General features: G+C 34.3%; 16 protein-coding genes. 7 read left to right on the forward strand and 9 right to left on the reverse strand.

The window, feature by feature from the left end; translation table 11 throughout:
* Nucleotides 1-55: 55 nt before the first annotated feature.
* A complete protein-coding gene (locus AVL50_RS32850; protein WP_157491084.1) occupies nucleotides 56-196 on the reverse strand; it encodes a hypothetical protein in 141 nt (46 codons plus the stop codon).
* Nucleotides 197-552: 356 nt separating this feature from the next.
* On the opposite strand from AVL50_RS32850, the gene AVL50_RS01005 reads away from it, so the two are divergent.
* Both AVL50_RS01005 and rfaD read left to right on the forward strand, forming a co-directional pair.
* Nucleotides 553-2,472, forward strand: a complete 1,920-nt coding sequence (locus AVL50_RS01005) for an OmpA family protein (RefSeq protein WP_062614613.1) — start codon at nucleotides 553-555, stop codon at nucleotides 2,470-2,472.
* 67 nt (nucleotides 2,473-2,539) lie between these two features.
* On the forward strand, nucleotides 2,540-3,511 hold the full coding sequence (gene rfaD, locus AVL50_RS01010; RefSeq protein ID WP_062614614.1) for an ADP-glyceromanno-heptose 6-epimerase: 972 nt from the start codon (nucleotides 2,540-2,542) through the stop codon (nucleotides 3,509-3,511).
* Nucleotides 3,512-3,587: 76 nt separating this feature from the next.
* On the opposite strand, the gene cydB is transcribed toward rfaD, so the two are convergent.
* The 5 genes from cydB to AVL50_RS01035 all read right to left on the reverse strand — a co-directional run bounded on the left by cydB (nucleotide 3,588) and on the right by AVL50_RS01035 (nucleotide 8,773).
* The gene (cydB, locus tag AVL50_RS01015; protein WP_062614615.1) at nucleotides 3,588-4,625 is read right to left on the reverse strand and encodes a cytochrome d ubiquinol oxidase subunit II; all 1,038 of its coding nucleotides are present in this window, start codon (nucleotides 4,623-4,625) and stop codon (nucleotides 3,588-3,590) included.
* 12 nt (nucleotides 4,626-4,637) lie between these two features.
* Nucleotides 4,638-6,014 (reverse strand): cytochrome ubiquinol oxidase subunit I, encoded by a 1,377-nt coding sequence (locus AVL50_RS01020; protein WP_062614616.1) that lies wholly within the window; start codon nucleotides 6,012-6,014, stop codon nucleotides 4,638-4,640.
* Between the two features lie 304 nt (nucleotides 6,015-6,318).
* Nucleotides 6,319-6,774: a CBS domain-containing protein gene (locus AVL50_RS01025; RefSeq protein WP_062614617.1), complete on the reverse strand. Its 456-nt coding sequence runs from the start codon at nucleotides 6,772-6,774 to the stop codon at nucleotides 6,319-6,321.
* A gap of 176 nt (nucleotides 6,775-6,950) precedes the next feature.
* Nucleotides 6,951-7,694: a LytTR family DNA-binding domain-containing protein gene (locus AVL50_RS01030; protein ID WP_062614618.1), complete on the reverse strand. Its 744-nt coding sequence runs from the start codon at nucleotides 7,692-7,694 to the stop codon at nucleotides 6,951-6,953.
* Nucleotides 7,695-7,705: 11 nt separating this feature from the next.
* Nucleotides 7,706-8,773 carry a sensor histidine kinase gene (locus tag AVL50_RS01035; protein WP_062614619.1) on the reverse strand — a complete coding sequence of 356 codons (1,068 nt, stop codon included), beginning with the start codon at nucleotides 8,771-8,773 and terminating at the stop codon, nucleotides 7,706-7,708.
* A gap of 236 nt (nucleotides 8,774-9,009) precedes the next feature.
* Between AVL50_RS01035 and AVL50_RS01040 the strand changes: the two genes are divergently transcribed.
* The 3 genes from AVL50_RS01040 to AVL50_RS01050 are packed head-to-tail and all read left to right on the forward strand — an operon-like array spanning nucleotide 9,010 to nucleotide 14,757.
* Nucleotides 9,010-10,137 (forward strand): efflux RND transporter periplasmic adaptor subunit, encoded by a 1,128-nt coding sequence (locus AVL50_RS01040; RefSeq protein WP_062614620.1) that lies wholly within the window; start codon nucleotides 9,010-9,012, stop codon nucleotides 10,135-10,137.
* Between the two features lie 22 nt (nucleotides 10,138-10,159).
* The gene (locus AVL50_RS01045) at nucleotides 10,160-13,375 is read left to right on the forward strand and encodes an efflux RND transporter permease subunit (protein ID WP_062614621.1); all 3,216 of its coding nucleotides are present in this window, start codon (nucleotides 10,160-10,162) and stop codon (nucleotides 13,373-13,375) included.
* A gap of 59 nt (nucleotides 13,376-13,434) precedes the next feature.
* On the forward strand, nucleotides 13,435-14,757 hold the full coding sequence (locus AVL50_RS01050; protein ID WP_062614622.1) for a TolC family protein: 1,323 nt from the start codon (nucleotides 13,435-13,437) through the stop codon (nucleotides 14,755-14,757).
* A gap of 270 nt (nucleotides 14,758-15,027) precedes the next feature.
* Here AVL50_RS01050 and AVL50_RS01055 read toward each other — a convergent pair whose 3' ends face one another.
* Complete coding sequence (locus AVL50_RS01055) at nucleotides 15,028-15,483, reverse strand: TspO/MBR family protein (RefSeq protein WP_062614623.1); 456 nt, start codon at nucleotides 15,481-15,483, stop codon at nucleotides 15,028-15,030.
* 396 nt (nucleotides 15,484-15,879) lie between these two features.
* Here AVL50_RS01055 and AVL50_RS01060 point away from each other — a divergent pair, with 396 nt between their 5' ends.
* On the forward strand, nucleotides 15,880-16,779 hold the full coding sequence (locus AVL50_RS01060) for a hypothetical protein (protein ID WP_157491086.1): 900 nt from the start codon (nucleotides 15,880-15,882) through the stop codon (nucleotides 16,777-16,779).
* 179 nt (nucleotides 16,780-16,958) lie between these two features.
* Here the strand turns inward: AVL50_RS01060 and AVL50_RS01065 are convergent, their stop codons facing one another.
* Together AVL50_RS01065 and AVL50_RS01070 are read right to left on the reverse strand one after the other, a co-directional pair.
* A complete protein-coding gene (locus AVL50_RS01065) occupies nucleotides 16,959-18,317 on the reverse strand; it encodes an MATE family efflux transporter (RefSeq protein WP_062614625.1) in 1,359 nt (452 codons plus the stop codon).
* Nucleotides 18,318-18,438: 121 nt separating this feature from the next.
* Nucleotides 18,439-19,020: an NUDIX domain-containing protein gene (locus AVL50_RS01070; RefSeq protein WP_062614626.1), complete on the reverse strand. Its 582-nt coding sequence runs from the start codon at nucleotides 19,018-19,020 to the stop codon at nucleotides 18,439-18,441.
* A 253-nt stretch (nucleotides 19,021-19,273) separates the two neighbouring features.
* Between AVL50_RS01070 and AVL50_RS01080 the strand changes: the two genes are divergently transcribed.
* The gene (locus AVL50_RS01080) at nucleotides 19,274-19,765 is read left to right on the forward strand and encodes a hypothetical protein (protein WP_062614628.1); all 492 of its coding nucleotides are present in this window, start codon (nucleotides 19,274-19,276) and stop codon (nucleotides 19,763-19,765) included.
* The last annotated feature ends 10 nt before the right edge of the window (nucleotides 19,766-19,775 follow it).

The raw sequence follows: 19,775 nt of genomic DNA on the forward strand, positions 1-19,775 counted from the left end.
TTTATACAGAAAACAGGTTTGAGTTATGATTCTATTATTTGATAATGTGTTATTCTTATTCTACAGTAATGACATCCATTGATGATTCATTAACTTTGACAGTAACGTCTCCTTCTTCCCCGGTCTGCATAGCATTTAACATTGAGAATAAACCAATTAAGAAAATCAATGCTAAAATTTTAATTAATGCTTTCATGGGGGGAACTATTTTTTTTTAATTTACTATCAATTTTATAACAATTAAGTACGGGCAAAAGACAAATTAATATAAGTTTTTATGCAAAATAACTGAATAATACAAGCAATATCTTCAAATAGTACTATTTATATAAGTCTCTTCATTTTTCAACTCTAAACGAAATCACATTTACTTTTTTATTCCTATTTCAAGTGAAGAATTTAACTTTATGGAAAAAGAGAATTATATTTATTCTTAAGTTTTCTTATGAAAAATATAATCACCAATATTTCTATAATATGCTGAAAATTCTCTGTAGTCTTTTTCTAATTATTAACTTTTGTAATACCACTTTCAGTCAAAATGACTCCACATTGACCAAAACCTTTTTTCCTAAAAAGGGAAAAGCTCTCAATACTGCAAAACAAAATTTCAAGATTGGTGAAAATTGGTTGAATCAATATAACAACTTAGACAGTGCATTATTGTACTTCAACAAGGTAAATGATTTTTGTTCAAATATAAATGAAGTCAATTATCAACTTGGTTATTGTCACCTTCAGCAGGGAAACCTTTCTCTTGCCGATTCTTTTGCAACAAAAGCGTATCAGCTTAATACTACCTTACCAATACTTTATCTTAATGCAAGAGTACATCATTACAGAGAAAATGCCGTAAAAGCATTGCACTTCTATCAAAAGTATATTGAGTTATACAAACCTCCTACATCACCTGATAAAAAATATGTAGAGAGGTTGATAAAACATGCCAAAGCTATGCTTCTTTCCTCAAATGAGAATTACGTAGTTAATAATATGGATAGCTTAAACTCTGAATTTGATGAATTTTCTCCAATATTTATCCCTAGTACTCATCAGCTTTTCTTTACTTCCAATAAAAAGTCGATGAGTAATATCAATGAAGAAAGTACTAATATTTATTATTCTTTTTGGGAAGATAGTTTATTTCAAAAAGGGAAAATTCTTAACAATAGAAGTATTAATATAAAAGGAAACAGTGGTCTTTCTTCTATTTCAAAATCAGGCAAGACAATGGTGATCTATCATGGTTTTGGTGTGGGTAAATTATATTATGCTAAAATTGACCTAAACAAAGACATCAAACTTCCTGAAAACAAAAAGAAATTACCCTCTCCTATTAACAACTTCTTTTATGAAGTGGTAGGGGGAACATTTACACCAGATGGAAAAGCATTTTATTTTTCTTCAAAACGTAAAGATGGTGCTTTCAATCTGTACTACACTAAGAGAGATGGTAAGAAGTGGATAGATCCTATTTTGGTTGAAAACATCAATTCTAAAGGAAATGAAATTGATCCTTTTTTCTCAACTAATGGAGATACACTTTTTTTCTCATCTGATGGACCTAAAAGTATTGGTGGATATGATATTTTCTATACTACAAAAAAGGATGAAAATAATTGGTCCACTCCTATTGGATTACCAATGCCAATCAATTCAGCTTATGATGAAAAAACACCAAGTACCAATGACAATGGCAGTTTAATTTTATTCAGTTCAAATAGACCAAATGGAAAAGGTGGTTTTGATATTTATAGTTCTTCTTATGAAAAAGAGAAAGCGATTGTAAAAAAGGATGTACAATCAAAAGCGAAAAAAGGTAGTAATCTATTCGATTTAGATTCAATTCTCAGTGAAAATCTTTTGAACACCAAATTATACATATTAAGTAATGTAGACTCTAGTCAAATTGCTGATGCAGATATTACAATCTATACTCATCCTGAAAACACCGTAATGAGAAGGCTGAAAACCGATACAAATGGAATAGCAAAAATTGATGCTGTTCCCATAGAGCATGTTTTCGGGATCAATATTATCAAAAAAGGTTATGATTTATATTCTCGAAAAATCTATATCGACTCGCTTCAAAGTGTATATACTCTATTTCTAGGCCCCATTAAACTAAATCAAAACATCACCTTAAACAATATATTTTTCGATACCAATTCTAGCAAAATAAAAAAAGCGTCCTACAATGAGCTAGAAAATATTCTTTCCTTTTTGACCGTAAACCCTTCTATTGCAATACAAATAGAAGGCTATACTGATAACACTGGAGACCATGATATTAATGTGATGCTTTCACAAAAAAGAGCTGATGCTATCGTCAACTATCTTATCACATCAGGAATTAAAAAAGAAAGACTTGTAAGCAAGGGCTTTGGAGAAGAAAACCCCATAGCCGACAATAACACTGCTGAAGGGAAAGCCAAGAACAGAAGAACGGAATTCAAGGTCATTAAAAACTAATTCCCATTATTTTGTTGGTCTAAGAAAATGATCCGTTATCTTCGTACAAAATTAAAAATATAGAACAATGATAGTTGTAACAGGTGCTGCCGGATTCATTGGCAGCTGTATGATTTCTAGATTGAACGAAGATAACTTCAATCATATCGTTGCAGTAGACGATTTTTCATTTCCAGAAAAAAATAAAAACCTTGAAGGAAAGAAAATCTTAGAGAAAGTTGAAAGAGAAGAATTCTTTGAGTGGTTGGATAAAAATCATTTAGAAGTTGAATTTATTTTTCACTTGGGTGCTAGAACAAGTACAGCTGAATTCAATAGAGAGATCCTTGCTCATTTGAATACTGATTACACAAAAAAAATGTGGAATGCGACCATTAAATATGCTATTCCATTAGTCTATGCTTCTTCTGCCGCTACTTATGGCTTAGGAGAATTAGGGTACGAAGACAGCGAGACAATTATTCCAGATTTGAAACCTTTGAATCCTTATGGAGAATCAAAGAATGATTTTGATATTTGGGCTTTAGGTCAAAAAAAGAAACCAATGTTCTGGGCTGGTTTGAAGTTCTTCAATGTTTATGGTCCTAACGAGTATCATAAAGAGAGAATGGCATCAGTAGTATTCCATGCGTTCAATCAGATCAGTAAAACAGATGGAATGAAACTTTTCCAATCGCACAATCCTGATTATAGAGACGGAGAACAACAAAGAGACTTTGTTTATGTTAAAGACGTTGTGGAAATCATGATGTTCTTAATGTATCACCGTCAAGCTAAAAGTTCTGGCATCTATAATGTTGGTACTGGTGAAGCAAGAACATTCTTAGATCTTACAAAAGCTACTTTTAAGGCTATGGGTAAAGCAGAGAACATTTCTTACATTCCAACTCCAGAAGACATTAGAGACAAGTACCAATACTTTACTGAAGCTACAATGGAGAAGCTTAGAAAAATTGGCTACGACAAACCTTTTACTTCTCTAGAAGAAGGTGTTGAAGACTACGTGAAGAATTATTTGACAGAAAGTAAGCGTTACTAATTGATCAAATTGATATAAAAAAATGCCTTAGCTTTAATTTTCAAAGCTAAGGCATTTTTTATTTTAGGAGGAAATCCTAATAACTATGTTCATCTAATTTCACTCTTCCCCAGAATACCTTATATACAATAAATGTGTAGGCCAAAACCAAAGGAGTTCCAATCGCTGCAATTGTCAACATCAGTCCTAATCCTTTTTGAGAAGCTGCAGCATTATAAATTGTAATTGAATTATTCGGGTCATTAGAAGCAATCAATAAATTTGGATACAATTGAACTGCCACTAAGATTAAAAGTAAACTAAAAGTTAAAGAAGAAAATATAAACGCCTGCATATATTTCTTTTTCCTTGCCAAACGTGGAATATTTGCAATGGCAAGAATAGCAGTTAAAGGCAAGAAAAATAATGAAGGATGGTCTTTAAAACGTTCTGCTAAATGTGGTTGAAAAATCAAGGTAAACACACTTAAAACACCAAACATCACAATAAAACCAATCATACATTTCTCCAACATTTTCACTACTTTATCAAATAGCTTTCCTTCTGTTTTTAATGTAAGATAAATTGCACCGTGCATCATCATCAAGGCCAATGTTGTTAGACCTACTAAAATAGAAAAAGGGTTTAAGAACATCGTTAAATGAGGATTTATTGCTTCATAGTTTTCATCCAAAGGAAAACCTTTCAAGACATTTCCTAAAACAACACCTAATAAAAAGGCAATCATTCCACTTGAAATACTGTAGGATACATCCCACATGGTTCTCCACCATTTCATCTCCTCTTTACTTCTAAACTCAATAGAAATGGCTCTCAAAATGATAAACATAATAAAGAGCATAAAGGGAATATACATGGCTGAAAACAAAGTAGCATAGAAAACAGGGAAACCTGCAAACAAAGTACCTCCACCAATGACTAACCATACTTCGTTACCATCCCAAACTGGACCTACTGCATTCAAAGCAATACGTCTGTTACGGTCTTCTTTAATAAATAAATGCATGGCTCCTGCTCCTAAATCAAAGCCATCTAAAATGCCATATCCTGAGAATAAAGCTCCTACTACCAAAAACCAAAGCGTAGGGTAATCTAATCCTAAAAATGTTTCCATGGTTGTATTTTATTATTCTGAGAAAAAGTCATTAATTCCTTGTTGGTGCGGTCTGTGATCCATTAAATGTGTATCAGAAGGACCGTGCTTGATCTTTTTATTCAACAAGTAAATAAAGAGTATAAACAGTAATGTGTAGATAAAGGTAAACATGACCAAAGAGAATAATACTTGATCTGCTTGTACGGCTTTAGATAATGCATCTGACGTTCTTAACAAGCCGTAAACCACCCAAGGTTGTCTTCCCATTTCAGCCGCAAACCATCCAAACTGATTGGCTAACTGTGGTAATATCACTGCAAACACAAATACCCATAACAGCCATTTCTGCTTAAATAAGGTACCTCTAAACCAATAGAACGAACCTACTACTGACAATCCTATCAACATCATTCCAATACCTACCATCAAATGATAAAACTGGAACACAGCATTGATCTGTGTTGGGATTTCATCTTCTGGAAAAGCATCTAACCCCTCTACTTTACCGTCAAAATTAAACTGTGTCAAGAAGGCCAGTCCTCCTGGAACTTTCACTCCATAAACTTCTTTACTCTCTTGATCTACCCAACCAAATAGGTATAAATCCGCTGAGTGATCTGTATAATAATGTCCTTCAAAAGCCGCTAATTTTGCAGGTTGATTTTCCGCTACACCATCGGCTGACATATGTCCTAAAAACAACTGTACAAATGAGAAAAAAGTGGCGGCAATCAATCCTAACTTAATACCTAATTTTGAAATATCTTGATGTCTTTCTCTTACTAAATAATAAGCATGTACACTGATAAATAAAAAGGCTCCTGCTAAAAAGGCTCCTACCCAAACGTGTAAAATTCTCTCCACACTTGACGGGTTAAAAACCATCTCCCAAAAATCTGTAATTTCAGCCCTTGCTTCCATTCCTTCTCCCACAATTTTGTATCCTGCAGGAGTCTGTTGCCAACTGTTAGCCACCACAATCCAAATGGCTGAGAACATTGAACCAAAGAAAACACCAACGGTTGACATAAAGTGTACCCTAGGGCTCACTTTATTCCACCCAAAAAGCAGAATCCCTAAAAAACTACTTTCTAAGGCAAAAGCAAAAATCCCTTCTGCAGCTAATGCAGAGCCAAAAATATCACCAACATATCTGGAATAAGTGGCCCAATTGGTACCAAACTCAAACTCCATTACAATACCGGTGGCTACTCCAATACCGAAAGTCAAGGCAAATATTTTTACCCAAAACCGAGTCAGTACCTCATACCTTTGGTCTTTTGTTTTTAAAAATAATCCTTCTGAAATTACCAACATCAATCCGATTCCGATACTCAATGGTGGATAGATGTAATGAAATGAAACGGTAAACGCAAACTGAATTCTTGATAGTATTTCTACATCCATAGTTAGGCTATATCATAGTGTTTTGACTTTACTAACTTAATCAACTTTTGGTTGATAATCTTTGTTTTTTTATAGTAAAGTCGAAATATAAATCTGTTGCACAAAAATACTCCAAATTAATTGAAGAGTAAGCCCATTTTGGATTGTTCACATACATTTTGAATTCAAAAAACAATGACACCACTACGACAGTACTTTATAAAATCTTAAAGTTTGTTATTGAAAAAAATCTAGACATTAAAAAATGCGATTCCATGAATTGAAACCGCATTACTATTACTCATTTTGGATTTATAATTTTTACTTACCAAGTTGTAGAGCTTAAATCGACTGCAGCTCTAAGAATATCTCTTCTTGATACCTGACCAATTAATTTTCCATTTTTTGTTATTGGGTATCTTCTGAATGAAGAATTCTCGAATAACATGGCTACTTCCACAACATCTTTGTCAGATGAAATAGAACTTACAGCTTTGGTCATGTAATCTCTTACTTTTCCTTGACTTGCCGGATAATTGAGATATCTGCTTTCAAGAATGACATGTAAACAATCTTTCTCTGATAGCATCCCTACCAAATCTCCGTCTTCATTTACAACTGGTGCTCCTGAAATTTTCTTTTCTACAAGCACTTCCATTGCCTCCTCTATATTTTGTTCGGGAGTGAAAACGATCAGTTGTTTAGTCATATACTGCTCTACACTAGGATAAGGTTTTACGTCATGTGGATTTTCGAGTACTCTTTTGGGTGTAAAATTCATTTTAGTAATTATTTAGTGGTTATTGGATGAGCGATTAAAACGATAATAGAAAAAATCTCTACTAATAATCTTATTTAGTCTCATAATATACACATTATCAGCGTTAAAAGCTAATTAAAACTCTAAATAATACAGACGTATGAGAATTATCCAATTGTAAAATTAAAAATGAAGTACTACTCAAACACCTTCAATAATTCACCTCTATAGCTTTGACCAACAGGGAGTTCTACTTCACCCAAGCCCAACACATTTCCTTCCAAAGTTTCTATCTCATCAACATTGACGATATACGACTTATGAATACGGATAAACCCTTTGTCCGCTAATGAATCCTCTAGCTTTTTTAAGGAAGCTAACGCCAAAATAGTTTTATCTTTTGTATGAAAAGCGACGTACTCTTTCTTCCCTTCCATATAAATTAGCTTATCAAACCTCACTTTATACAGTTTATAATCGGCCTTTATCGTAAGGCTATCTGATTTAGTTTCAATATAAGAACTGCTATGTGAGTCTTCCTGTGTTTCCTCTTCTTTGGATTGATGACGAGATTTAATCAGATCAAACTGTTCTATCACTTTATTTACCGTTTGTAAAAAACGCGGCAAAGTGATGGGTTTCAATAAATAATCAAATGCATTGAGTTCAAACCCTTTAATAGCATACTCTGAATATGCCGTAGTAAAAACAATCATTGGACGTTTCGCTTGCATGGTTTCAACAAACTCAATTCCAGATAAATTGGGCATCTGAATATCCAAAAAGAGCAAATCAACTTCATTGCTTTGCATAAACGTCATCGCTTCTATCGCATTTTTGAAAGTCCCCAACACTTCCAACTGTGGAACTTTAGAGGCATAATCTTTAATTAAGCTTCTTGCTAAATGCTCATCATCAACAATTATTGTTTTTATTTTCATTTTAATTTCAGCTATTTTTTGATTTCCAATTTAATCTCAAACTCCTTCTCACCTTCGTTGATATCCAAGTGATGAGCATTAGGATAAATAAGATCCAATCGTTTTTGAACATTTTTCAGTCCAATTCCTCCTACCGCTATTCGGCTTACATTTTCAGTCACTGTATTCTTCACTTTCAACGTAAGCTGTTCTTCTTTCTGCTGCAACTCAATGGTCACAAAACCCTCCGGATTTTCCTCCAGCCTACTAAACTTAAAGGCATTTTCAATAAATGGTTCTAAAAGCATAGGTGCTATTTGAAACTGTGGATTCTGAATATCAATTACAAATGAAATATTCTGTGGTGATTCTGTTTTCAGTTGCTGGAAATCTATATAATTATGTAAATAAGTAATGTCTTTTTCTAAGGCCACAATTTCTTCATTACAATCATATAATAAATAACGGAGCATTTCAGAGAGCTTTGCAATATTGTCTGTTGCTTGTGGCATCTGCATGTAAGACATACTGTAGATATTGTTAAGTGCATTAAACAAGAAATGAGGATTGATCTGAGATCTTAAAAACTTCAATTCCGCTTCAATTTTACCTTGCACCAATTCTTTTTTCTTAAGTTGTTCCTTTTCATCGTGATTACTCAACTTCAAAACCGTACTGACCAATATTGAAATCAAAATAAATACACTGCCAAAACCAAAAGGCCAAATCCACTCAAATGTCAGCTGTCCGTTGAGCTTTTCTTTCAATTCTAAATGCTCTGCGAAAAATAGTTCAGGATCTAATAAATGAAAAGTTTCTCTGCTCAAAAACAATAATATCTTGATGGCTACGATATAAAGTACAATCGCTGCTATCACATAAAATAGATTCCGGTTTCTTTTTATTAATAATTGGGGAACTAATAATTCTATATTAGTAACTACCACAAAAAGAAAAATACCTGTTGTGATGGAAGCACGGATCAATGCAAACTTAGCACCCAGCCAAAAATCTGTGCTTACTAGAAATATAAATAAAGCAATGGAAATTAATGGCAACACCGCTCTACTTGGTATAGAAAAGTTAAATCGTTCTTTCATTCAGCTATATTTTCCTCAAAAGAATAGATATAAAAATTAAAAAAATAGTTCTATCAACAAAACTGCATTTTTTATCGATAAATAACATGATTTCCTCAACGAACAGGGTTATTGATCAAATATCCTCATTCGTAGAAAGGTTCAGCAAGTTGGTTGATTTAATTATGCTCCAGCATATTGAATGATTTATTTCGAGCTTGAAAATAAATCAAACATTATCAAACTATCTAATTTTTATGTCTCGTAAACACCTTATCACTATTGTAGGCGTTATCGTTTTAATTGGAGTGGCAAGCTTCAGTTCATATACAATGCTCAAGAACAAGCCTGTTCCCGCTAAAGGTATTAAAAAAGAGAAAGTCTTATCTATCAAAGCTGAGAAAGCTAAATTTATCAATGTAGACAACAATCAGATCTACCATGGTAGAGTAAATGCAGCACAAACGTATATCCTTTCTACAGAGGTTTCTGGTAGAATTATGAATACAAATGTGGCGTTGAAAGAAGGTAATACTTTCCGAAAGGGACAAAAATTAGTACATATATTCAGTAATGACATAGAAGCTACTTTAAAATCACAAAAGAGTAGTTTTATGAATACAATTGCTTCCATATTACCTGATCTTAAGATTGATTATAAATCGGAATACGACAAGTGGTATGGATTCTTTAAACAAGTAAATATTGCAAAACCTTTACCTGAACTTCCAACTATCAATTCAGATCAAGAACGTTTGTTCTTAGCATCTAGAAATTTGATTACTGAGTATTACTCTATCCAACAGTCAGAAATCAACCTTGCAAAATACAATATCTACGCACCTTTTAACGGTACTTTCAAATCTGTACGCTTAGAAGCTGGATCTATTGCTTCTCCGGGTACCGAAATTGGAATTATCAGCAGAACTGATGCATTAGAAGTTATTGTTGAAGTGGAGCCAAAAAATGCCAAGTGGATTAAATCTGGCGACCATGTGAATGTAGTGACGGAATCTGAAGACCACTCTTCTATTACAGGTAAAGTAATCAGAAAGGCAAAAATTGTTGACCCTCAATCACAAACTATCAAGGTTTATGTAAGAATCAGTCCCAACTCAAATGATCAAATCTATGAAGGGCAATTCGTTTATGTTGAGTTTAAAGGTGATGAGTTAAAAGACGTTGTTGAATTACCAAGAGAGGCTATTACTGACTCTAAATACATTTTTGTGGTAGAGAACAAACAGTTGAAGCAGAAAGAAATTGACATCATCAAAACCAATGGTGATAGCTATTATATCAAAGGGGTTTCTTCGAATGACGTGATCGTTACAGAGTCCGTTTTCAATGGAAAAGAAGGAATGAAAGTAAACATCAGAAGCTAATCACTACGCATAAAAATCAAATATGAAAAAGCTTGTCACAGCATTTGTAGAAAAACCTTTCTATGCACACATGTCTTTACTTCTTATCATTCTGCTAGGAGGTATTGCCACATACAGCATGAGAAAAGCGTCTTTCCCGCTTATTGAATCACGTATTATTACAGTCACTGTAATGTACCAAGGTGCTTCTCCAAAAGAAATGGATGAAGGTGTCACAACCCTTATTGAAAATGAAATCAGAGGTATTCCTGGTATAAAGGAAACAAGATCTGTTTCGGCTGAAAACGTTGCCACTGTTACAGTTACCACAGAAGCCAAGGCTGATATTGATGAAGTATTGACCGATGTCAAAAATGCCGTTGATGGTATTTCTAACTTTCCTGCCGGCGCTGAAAAACCTTCTGTTTCCAAGACTAGAGCAACAACGAGTGCCATGTTCTTAGACCTTAAAGGTGAAAATCTAAGAGATCTGAAAAATTATGCACAGCGTATTGAAGATGACTTCCTTGCGTCTGGAAAAATCTCTCAGATTGCAATTTCAGGCTTCCCTAATACTGAAATTTCAGTTGAAGTAGATGAAGACCTTTTACGTCGTTATAACATCAGCATCGATGATATCAAGACAGCTATTTCGAATAACAACCTTGATATCACTGGTGGTACAATTAAGAATGAAAGAGAAGAAATTGCCGTTTTAGCAAGATACCGTTCTTCTGACCCTGATAAAATCAAAGATATTGTAGTAAGAGCTACTACTGATGGCCGCGTAATTAAAGTTGGTGATTTAGCTGATGTACATTATCAATTTGCCGATGTACCGAATGCCGTTTGGATGAATGGTAAAAATGCCATCTCAATTCAAATCAGCAAGTTGCACACCGAGGATTTACAAAACATTTCTGAGTACATCAATGAGTACAAAGAAGAGTTTAATGCTACTCATGATGACGCCGAACTGATCATTGGATTTGACTTCCTCTCAGTCGTTAATACGCGTTTAGATACTCTAGTTGAAAATGGACTGTTGGGTATTATCCTTGTGGTCATCACGTTATCATTGTTCTTAAGTTTCCGTCTTTCACTTTGGGTAGCTTGGGGTATTCCATCTTCATTCCTTGGTATGTTTATTTTTGCCAGTTTGATGGGTGTTACACTAAATATGATCTCCCTTTTCGGTATGATCTTGATTATCGGTATTCTGGTGGATGATGGTATTGTGATTGGTGAAAATATCTTTACGCATTATGAAATGGGTAAATCTCCTATCAATGCTGCAATTGATGGTACAATGGAAGTAATCCCTGCCGTTCTTACTTCAGTTTCTACAACAATTATTGCTTTCTTCCCTTTCCTTTTCTTAGAATCAGGTTTAGAAATGATGGCAGAAATGGCTTTGGTTGTAATACTCTGTCTGTTGTTCTCATTATTTGAAGGTATGTTCTTATTGCCGTCTCACGTGAGTTCTCCAAAAGTATTAACGCCTAGAAAAGATGAGTCGAAGTTCAACAAAGTTCGTAAAGCACTTGATAGAGTGATCTTTACTTTCAGAGATAAAATATATGTTCCAATCCTTCGATTCTTATTAGATCACAAATGGTTTGGCATCTCAATTCCAGCGGCCGCAATTATTATTACAGTGGGTTTGATTGGAGGTAGAGTAATTGAATTGACTTTCTTCCCTAGCCCTCCTGGTGACTTCTTTAATATTGATTTAGCCTTAAAGCCCGGTATTCACCAAGACACTACCAAAACATACCTAATGCGTTATGAAGATGCTGTCTGGGAAGCGAATGAGGCGTTGAAAGAAGAATATAATACTGACTTTGAGTTTTTCGAACATACATTTGTGAGTTTAGGCAGTGCCTTCAGTGGTTCAGAAAGCGGTACACACACTGGTTCAGTTTTCGTAATTATGGAAGACCTGACAGACTCACCGATTGATGCTTCAACCATCAAAGCAAAAGTAAATGAGATTATTGGTGAAGAGCCTACCGCCCGTAAATTATCTGTTGGAGCCAACAACATGTGGGGCGCACCTGTATCCATCAGTTTATTAGGCTATAATTATGACGAGCTAGAACAAGCTTCAGATTTCTTAAAAGCTGAATTAAATGAGCATACGTCCCTTTACAATGTGATGGACAATAATCAGATTGGTGGTCAGGAGATCCGTTTACATTTGAAACCAAAAGCGTATGCATTAGGATTTACTGAAGCTTCTTTGATGTCGCAAGTGAGAAATGGTTTCTTCGGTGCAGAAGCACAGCGCCTGCAAGTCAATAAAGATGAAATCCGAATTTATGTAAGGTACAAGAAAGAAAACCGCAACACCCTCGGTGACCTTGAAAGAATGCGTATCCGTACAGTAGAAGGTTTATACCCTCTTTCATTATTGGCAGACTTTAATGTTACTCGTGGTCCTGTGGCCATCAACCATTACAATGGTGAAAAAGAGATTAAAGTAGATGCCTATATGTTGAATGCTCAAGATCCTGTAATTCCAATTATTGAAGACTTAGAGAAATCTGTACTTCCAGAACTTGAAGCATTGTATCCTTCAGTAAGATATGAATATCAGGGACAATTGAAGAGTTCAAAAGAAGATTCTGAGGAACTGGTGAATACATACGCTATTGCATTCCTCTTAATCATCATGATTTTGATGCTCCACTTCCGTTCATTCACACAAGCGGCCATTGTTCTTGCTATGATTCCGTTGGGTATCATTGGGGCAATGTGGGGACATGGTATCGAAGGGCAAACCATCTCAATGTTCAGTATGCTAGGTATGGTCGCACTTTCGGGTACTATTATTAATGACGCCGTAGTTTACCTTTCAAAATTCAATCAGGATTTATTATCAGGAATGAAATTCGATGACGCCCTAATCAACGCCGGTAAATCAAGATTCAGACCTATCCTTTTGACAACTTTGACCACAACTATAGGTCTATATCCAATGATTTTGGAGACATCTCCACAATCTAGATTCTTAGTTCCTGTTGCCATTTCATTGGCCTACGGAATTATGATTGGTACGGTCTTCATCTTAACTATTCTTCCTGTGTTAGTAAAAGTAATTAATGATGCTAGAAGAGGTAAGAAATGGGTATTGACAGGTAAAAAGCCATCAAGAGAAGAAGTAGAAAATGTCTTTACTGAGATCGAAGCATCAAAAGCTATGAAAGCAAAGGATGCTCAATATAATGAAGACAACAAAGTATTAGAAGCCTATTAGATCAAAAGATATTCCCTGCTTGAATCTTACAATTTAAGTAGGGATAAAAGAAAATGATAATGAAAAATATATTTATTTCGGCACTTTTGTTTCTGTTTACTTTTTCTCAAGTAACAGCACAACAACAGGAAGTGACTGTTTCTCAAACCATCAACTTGGGTTTAGCTGAGGCTATTGCTCAAGGTTTGGAAAATAACTACGATATCCGCATTGAAGCACAAAATGTAGATATCGCAAAAACAAACAATACATTAGAAAATGCCGGTTTGTTTCCTTCACTTAGTGTCAATACTGCTTGGAACCAACAATGGTCACAGGCTGTAAGCTCAAGTTTAGGAAATGTTACTCCTGATGTAAAAACACAGTTCACCATCTTCAATGGTTTCCAAGTTTGGATCAATAAAGCACAATTGGAAGAGCTACAACATTTCTCCGAAGGAAATGCTCAAATTGTGATTGAAAACACCATCAAAGATATTATTGTAGGATATTATGGGGCGTTGTTAGAGCAAAACAGACTGGAAGTTGCAGAACGTCTTTCTCAATTATCAAAAGAACGTTATGATTATACTAACTCTCAAAAAGAGTTAGGGCAAAAAGTAACTTATGATGTTTTACAGGCCAAAGTAGCTTGGTTTGAGGATAGAAAGACAGCTTTAGAACAAAAGAACACTTTGCAGGTCAAACTTCGTGAGTTAAACTTTATCATGGGAGTTCCTGAAGAGCAACAAACAACTTATAATCTTACAGAAGATTTTGAAGCTGTTGAGAAAGATTATGTTCTTCAAGATTTGATTCAGAGGTTAAATGCCGACAACTCCACACTGAAAAATCAGTATGTCAATCAAATTATCAAACAAAAAGATATTGAATTGGCAAAAGCTGCTTTTATGCCTCAAGTCACAGGTAATGCCAGCCTTAATTATACTCATCAATACGCTGTGGGAGGAAATATTCCCAATTTTATGGTGGATGGTATCAACGGTTCTGTAGGAATGACTCTTTCACTTCCAATCTATATGGGAGGAAGCAGAAGAAGAGCAAAGCAGATTGCCACTATCAACAAACAAATTGCAGATATTGAAACTGCTCAAATGTCACATAGCTTAAACAATCAAATGATGCAAGTGTATGATACTTATGTTCTTCAAAGAGAAATTTTAGATTTAGCGGAAGAACAAGTAGCTACGGCTCAGTTGAACTTAGATATGTCGACCGAAAGATATAGAAACGGACAGATTAACTCCTTTAACCTTCGTGATGTTCAGATTCAATATCTGGACGCACAAAATTCCCGACTGTCAGCCATCTTTAATTTAATTTCTACGAATACAGAAATTGTAAGATTGACGGGAGGTATCATTGATGCCTATGGCAATTAGAGCATGTTTGAAACATCTCTTTTAGTAAAAATTTAGATTGATTTATTTTTAAATCCCAATCAGTTTTGGTTGGGATTTTTTTATAAGTAATAAGGTAGAAGAAAGTGAATGTTTCGTACACTACCCACCGTACACACTGTACGCTGTTCACCGTACTGCTTGTACACTATACACCGTACAGTGTGTACGGTGAATAGTGTACAGACAATACATAAGTACTAGGACAGAAAAAGGAGCAATTTTAGGTTTTATCTTTTTTCCTGATTCTTACTAATTATAGATCACCACATACGCATTCAAAGAAGTGGCGATATTAATCCAAATGAAATAAGGAAGAATTAATAATGACCAGAACCTAAGTTGTTTGTAATAATTCAAAAGATAAATATAAATCAAAGCTGTCAGAGCAGTGATGATAACCAAACCAAACAAGGTATTTCTGAAATAAAAGAATACAGGATTCCAGCTGATATTAAGAATCACTTGAGCACCATAGAGTACAAAAAACAACAATCTATTTTCCTTATTATAAAGCTTTGCTAAAAACACTGAAAAAGTAATCATAATGGTAGTCCATGCCACACCAAATACCCATCCAGGAGGCGTCCATGGTGCTTTATTCATTGCCTGATACCATTCTGATGGCACACCATCCCCAGTAAAAAAGCCACCTATGGCTAAACCTGAAAAGTTTATTATTAAGAAAACGATTATTCTAATCCACATAAATCTTTTTTTTTGGAAGTTTGAATTGATAAAAAACGAAGTTCAATTGAATCAAACTGATTTACTTTTACAGGTATTCAAATGAGCTTTCCTATTATTAAATCTATAGTTGCAAAGATTGTTTTAGAGCATGTTTGAAAAAATAGAAGTTCTATAGTTGATGAAATTAATAAACTCACGTTCTGAGAGGATGAATTTTCACTAAAAGAGATGCTTCAAACATGTTATTAGGACTGTTGAACTAAAGTTACATTTTGATTAAATCCCCTTTAAATTGGAACTTTTTGTATTAATTGAAGTCTCTTGATAGTGATTTAAAGAACTTTTCAGATACATGAAACTGTGGTTATCACTTCACTGTTAAAGAAGTAACTATTCCTGTTAGACCTAATTTTTATGAAAAACCTAAAGCTGCTTTTACTCGTTATTGCACCATTTATTGTTATGGCCTGCGACCTCATCAATGATGAGGAAGACTGCTCTACTGCAAGTGTTTTAAGACATTACAACACACTAATAAGCGACATTTCCAGGGCAGATACAACGGACTGTCAAGCAATAGCTGAAGCCCTAGATTCTGCAATTGTTTTTGTGGAAGACAACAAAATTTGTGTTGTGACTTCTTTTGCATCCGCAGACAGTACCATTGACGCACTTAGTTTTATTGACAATGAGCTTGAAAAATGGAAAACAACAAGAGCTCAATACGATGAATGTGCTGGATTTACTACATCCGTTGCTCCTTGCTCAGCAGAAATGATCGCTTCTAAAAGAGATGAATATAAAATTGCATATTATGATGCTTATGATAGCAGAAATTGCGATGACATTTTAGCTGCTATTGATACTTATGTCTCTTATATGGAAGAGAATAAAGATTGTATTGCAGAAAGCTCTTCTATTGCTGCAGTTGATACTGAAATAGAGGTATTTATCAGTGCACGAAAAATCATTTTAGAAAGTAGTTGTCACGCAGATGTTTTGGAAACATTCAATCTTTTTGGACAAATAACTGAAGTCAGTGAAATGAGTTGCGTTCAAGCCGCCTCTACTTTTGTCAAAGCGGAGAGTCTTTATCAAGATGCATTGCTTGAACAAAATTGTCATTCATTGATTTTAAATGCTGAACGTATTATAGAAATATATGATAATAAATTGGACTGTTTAGTGGAATTTGTAGCTGACAAATATGAATTCACTGAAGACGAAGCAAGAGAGATCATCACTCAGAAAATTGGTATTATTAATCAAAATCTAGAGTCTGCAAAATCAAATTGCTCTGGTTTTGATGAATGATTAAGAAGGAAGTTATTTTCTTTTGTAATTAACCTATAATAAGTGGTATTCCACTAGCTTTAAGTTTATTTTTTAAGTATATTTATTGAAAGAAAAAATTAAAAACTCGATTGGTATTACAGGTGCATAGTAGACCAATGTGAGTGGCCTTTCAAGCAATTGAAAGGCTTTTTTTATGTCTAGTTATTTACCAAGTTCTTAGCCCATTTTCCGGAGTTCTTTCTCCACATATAAACTGCCAAACGTAGATATTCTTCCAAAGAGACAATGATGTAAACCCAAAAGATGGAAAGGTCAAAAACAAAAGCACCTAAAATTCCGAGCGGTATAGAGAATATCCACGTACTGAACATCCCCAATACTGTGGTAAACTTGGTATCACCGCCTGATCTTAAAATACCTGCTGCTACGATAAAATTGGACATTTTACAAGGTAAAAGGAAGGCAAAAATATAACACAGCTCCATAGTAATTACGGCTACTTCATCTGTTACTTGATATAGCTTAATGTAAAGTGGAGTGAGCAAGGCAATAAACACCGCAACGATGATAGAAGAAATCAGGGTCAATTTTAATAACTTAGTGCCATATACTTTTGCTTTAAGAATATTGTTTTGCCCCAACTGATAACCAATAACAATAGCTCCTGCAGATGCTAATCCCATAAAGAAACCAATACTCAACATTTGTAATGGCAAAGTCATAGTCATTGCGGCAATATCGACTGTACCCATTTTACCATAAATCATGGAATAACAAGTTTCTCCAATAGCCCAAGACATATCTCCAAGGATTAATGGTGCACTTACACTTAGTAATGGATAGATAGCAGATTTATCAAAATGGAATAAATGGTTTAGCTTTACATTTCCAGGATAATTTTTCCATTGCATAATTCCCCAGAGGGCAATTGCCTCAATCCACATCGAAATAACAGTGGCCCATGCGGCACCTTCCATTCCTAATGCAGGAACACCAAAGCCACCAAAAATCAACCAATAGTTTACAATTGTATTGACAATCACTTTAATAAAACTCAACTGCATCACCAGTTTCGCTTTACCTATACTTCTTAAAGAAGAACTATATGCACCACTTAACAATATGGCAGGAAAACCGACAGCTACAATCTGCTGATAAAGTCCTCCATAATGTATTACTTCAGGATCATTGGAAAATAATGAAAGAATTTGTGAAGGAAAGAGTACACTCATTGCAATACCCAAAAGCATTACCAGGAAACCAATTTTCAATAAGTCTCCCACTAAATAACTGATCTTGTCTTTTTCCTTTTTCCCCCAATATTGAGCGATAAAAACACCAGCACCGTTGGCTAATCCCATGATACCAACAATGTAAACGAAGGTAAGTCTTCCTCCAAGCCCCACTGAGGCAATGATTGTCTCTCCAAGTTGCCCTACCATCACTTGATCTACCATTCCTAATGCATATTGCAAAAGGCTTTGCATAGAAATTGGCAAAGCAACATCCCAAACTTCCTTGTAGAACTTTCTTTGATTGTTTTTTAAAGACAACATATTTAATATGTGAGAGTAACTAAATTGAAACATTACAAAAGTAAGCTCAAGTTGGTTAAATGGAAGAAGAGTTGAGCTTTATTAGGCAAGAAAGATTAGATTCTTTAATGGATTTTTATAATTACAGTCTCTCTGCGGTCATTTTTGATAACATAGCCCACTGAACTGCGATTAAGGTTTTAGCATCTCTTATTTTATCTGATTGATAGAGTTTGACCATCTCGTCATAAGTATATTTAATCACTCTGATGTCCTCTCCTTCATGAAGATTTCCACCTCCTTCTGATATTTGTTGATCCAGCTCTGCAAAAAACAACGCTACTTTCTCATTACATCCTCCTGGTGTTGAATAAAATGTAGACAGATACTGTACATTCTTTAAAGAATAACCAATTTCTTCCTTAGTTTCTCTACGCAATGCCTGTTCAGCTGTTTCTCCTTCATCTACCATTCCAGCCATGCATTCTACCAAAAGGCCATTAGGATTTTCCTCTGAAAGAGTGGGTATTCTTATTTGTTCAACAAACCAGTATTTTTGCTCTGCAGTATGATAAAATAAACCTGCAATCGCTTCATTTCTCACTACAACTTCTCTTGATATTTCACCAGATCTTAAACCGTTAAATTTTTGGTGATCAAATTTTACTACATCAATTTTTAGAAACCCATCATAGGCTCTTGTTCGCTTTTTAATGTTTATCATTACATTTTATTTAAATGATTCTCACCGCTAAAATAATCAACTCCTTTCATAAATTTTCAAATCTTTTTACTGTAGCTACAACTAGATTATTATTACTTGAATATGAAATATTTATATTTTGTCATTCAAAGACGATCAGTTGTCATAAACAAACAAATATTCCAATTATTTCAACAAATATCTTTACCTTACGTAATAGAAAAGATATTTTGAAAAGGAGTAAATTCTATTTTTCACAAAACTCAAAAGACAAATGAAAGCATTAGCACTATTTTCTTTTTTCATCCTATTTACCACTTCTTTATTTGCCCAGGAGAAATTACTCTTAGATAAGGATTACACTTATAAAATGGATTACAAAGCCTTCAAAAAGCTTTACAAAAAAGAAGATGATAGAGATAAAAAGGAATTTATTATTTATGATGGACTAAAAGCATATAAAAAAAATATGTCAGGTTACTATGTAGCCTATAAATGTAAATTCAATGCTCAAAGAAAATTAATCGGTTTTGATATTCAATTTGTAGCAGATTCTAAAGAAGATGTGAGAGATATTTCAGTTTCCTATATGCAAGAGCTAGTCAACGAACATGGCTATGTTCAGAAAAAAGTTGGAGGAACTAAAGTAGCTTATGAAAAAGATATTTTCTCTTATAAATTCCAAACTTTAGGTTATGATTACATTGATAAGAGAAAGAAAAAGTGGATCGCTAAATATCAGATGAGAGCTTACGACCACAATTAAAAATTATTTA

Source organism: Flammeovirga sp. SJP92 (genome assembly GCF_001583495.1).
In the GTDB taxonomy this organism is placed as follows: Bacteria; Bacteroidota; Bacteroidia; order Cytophagales; family Flammeovirgaceae; genus Flammeovirga.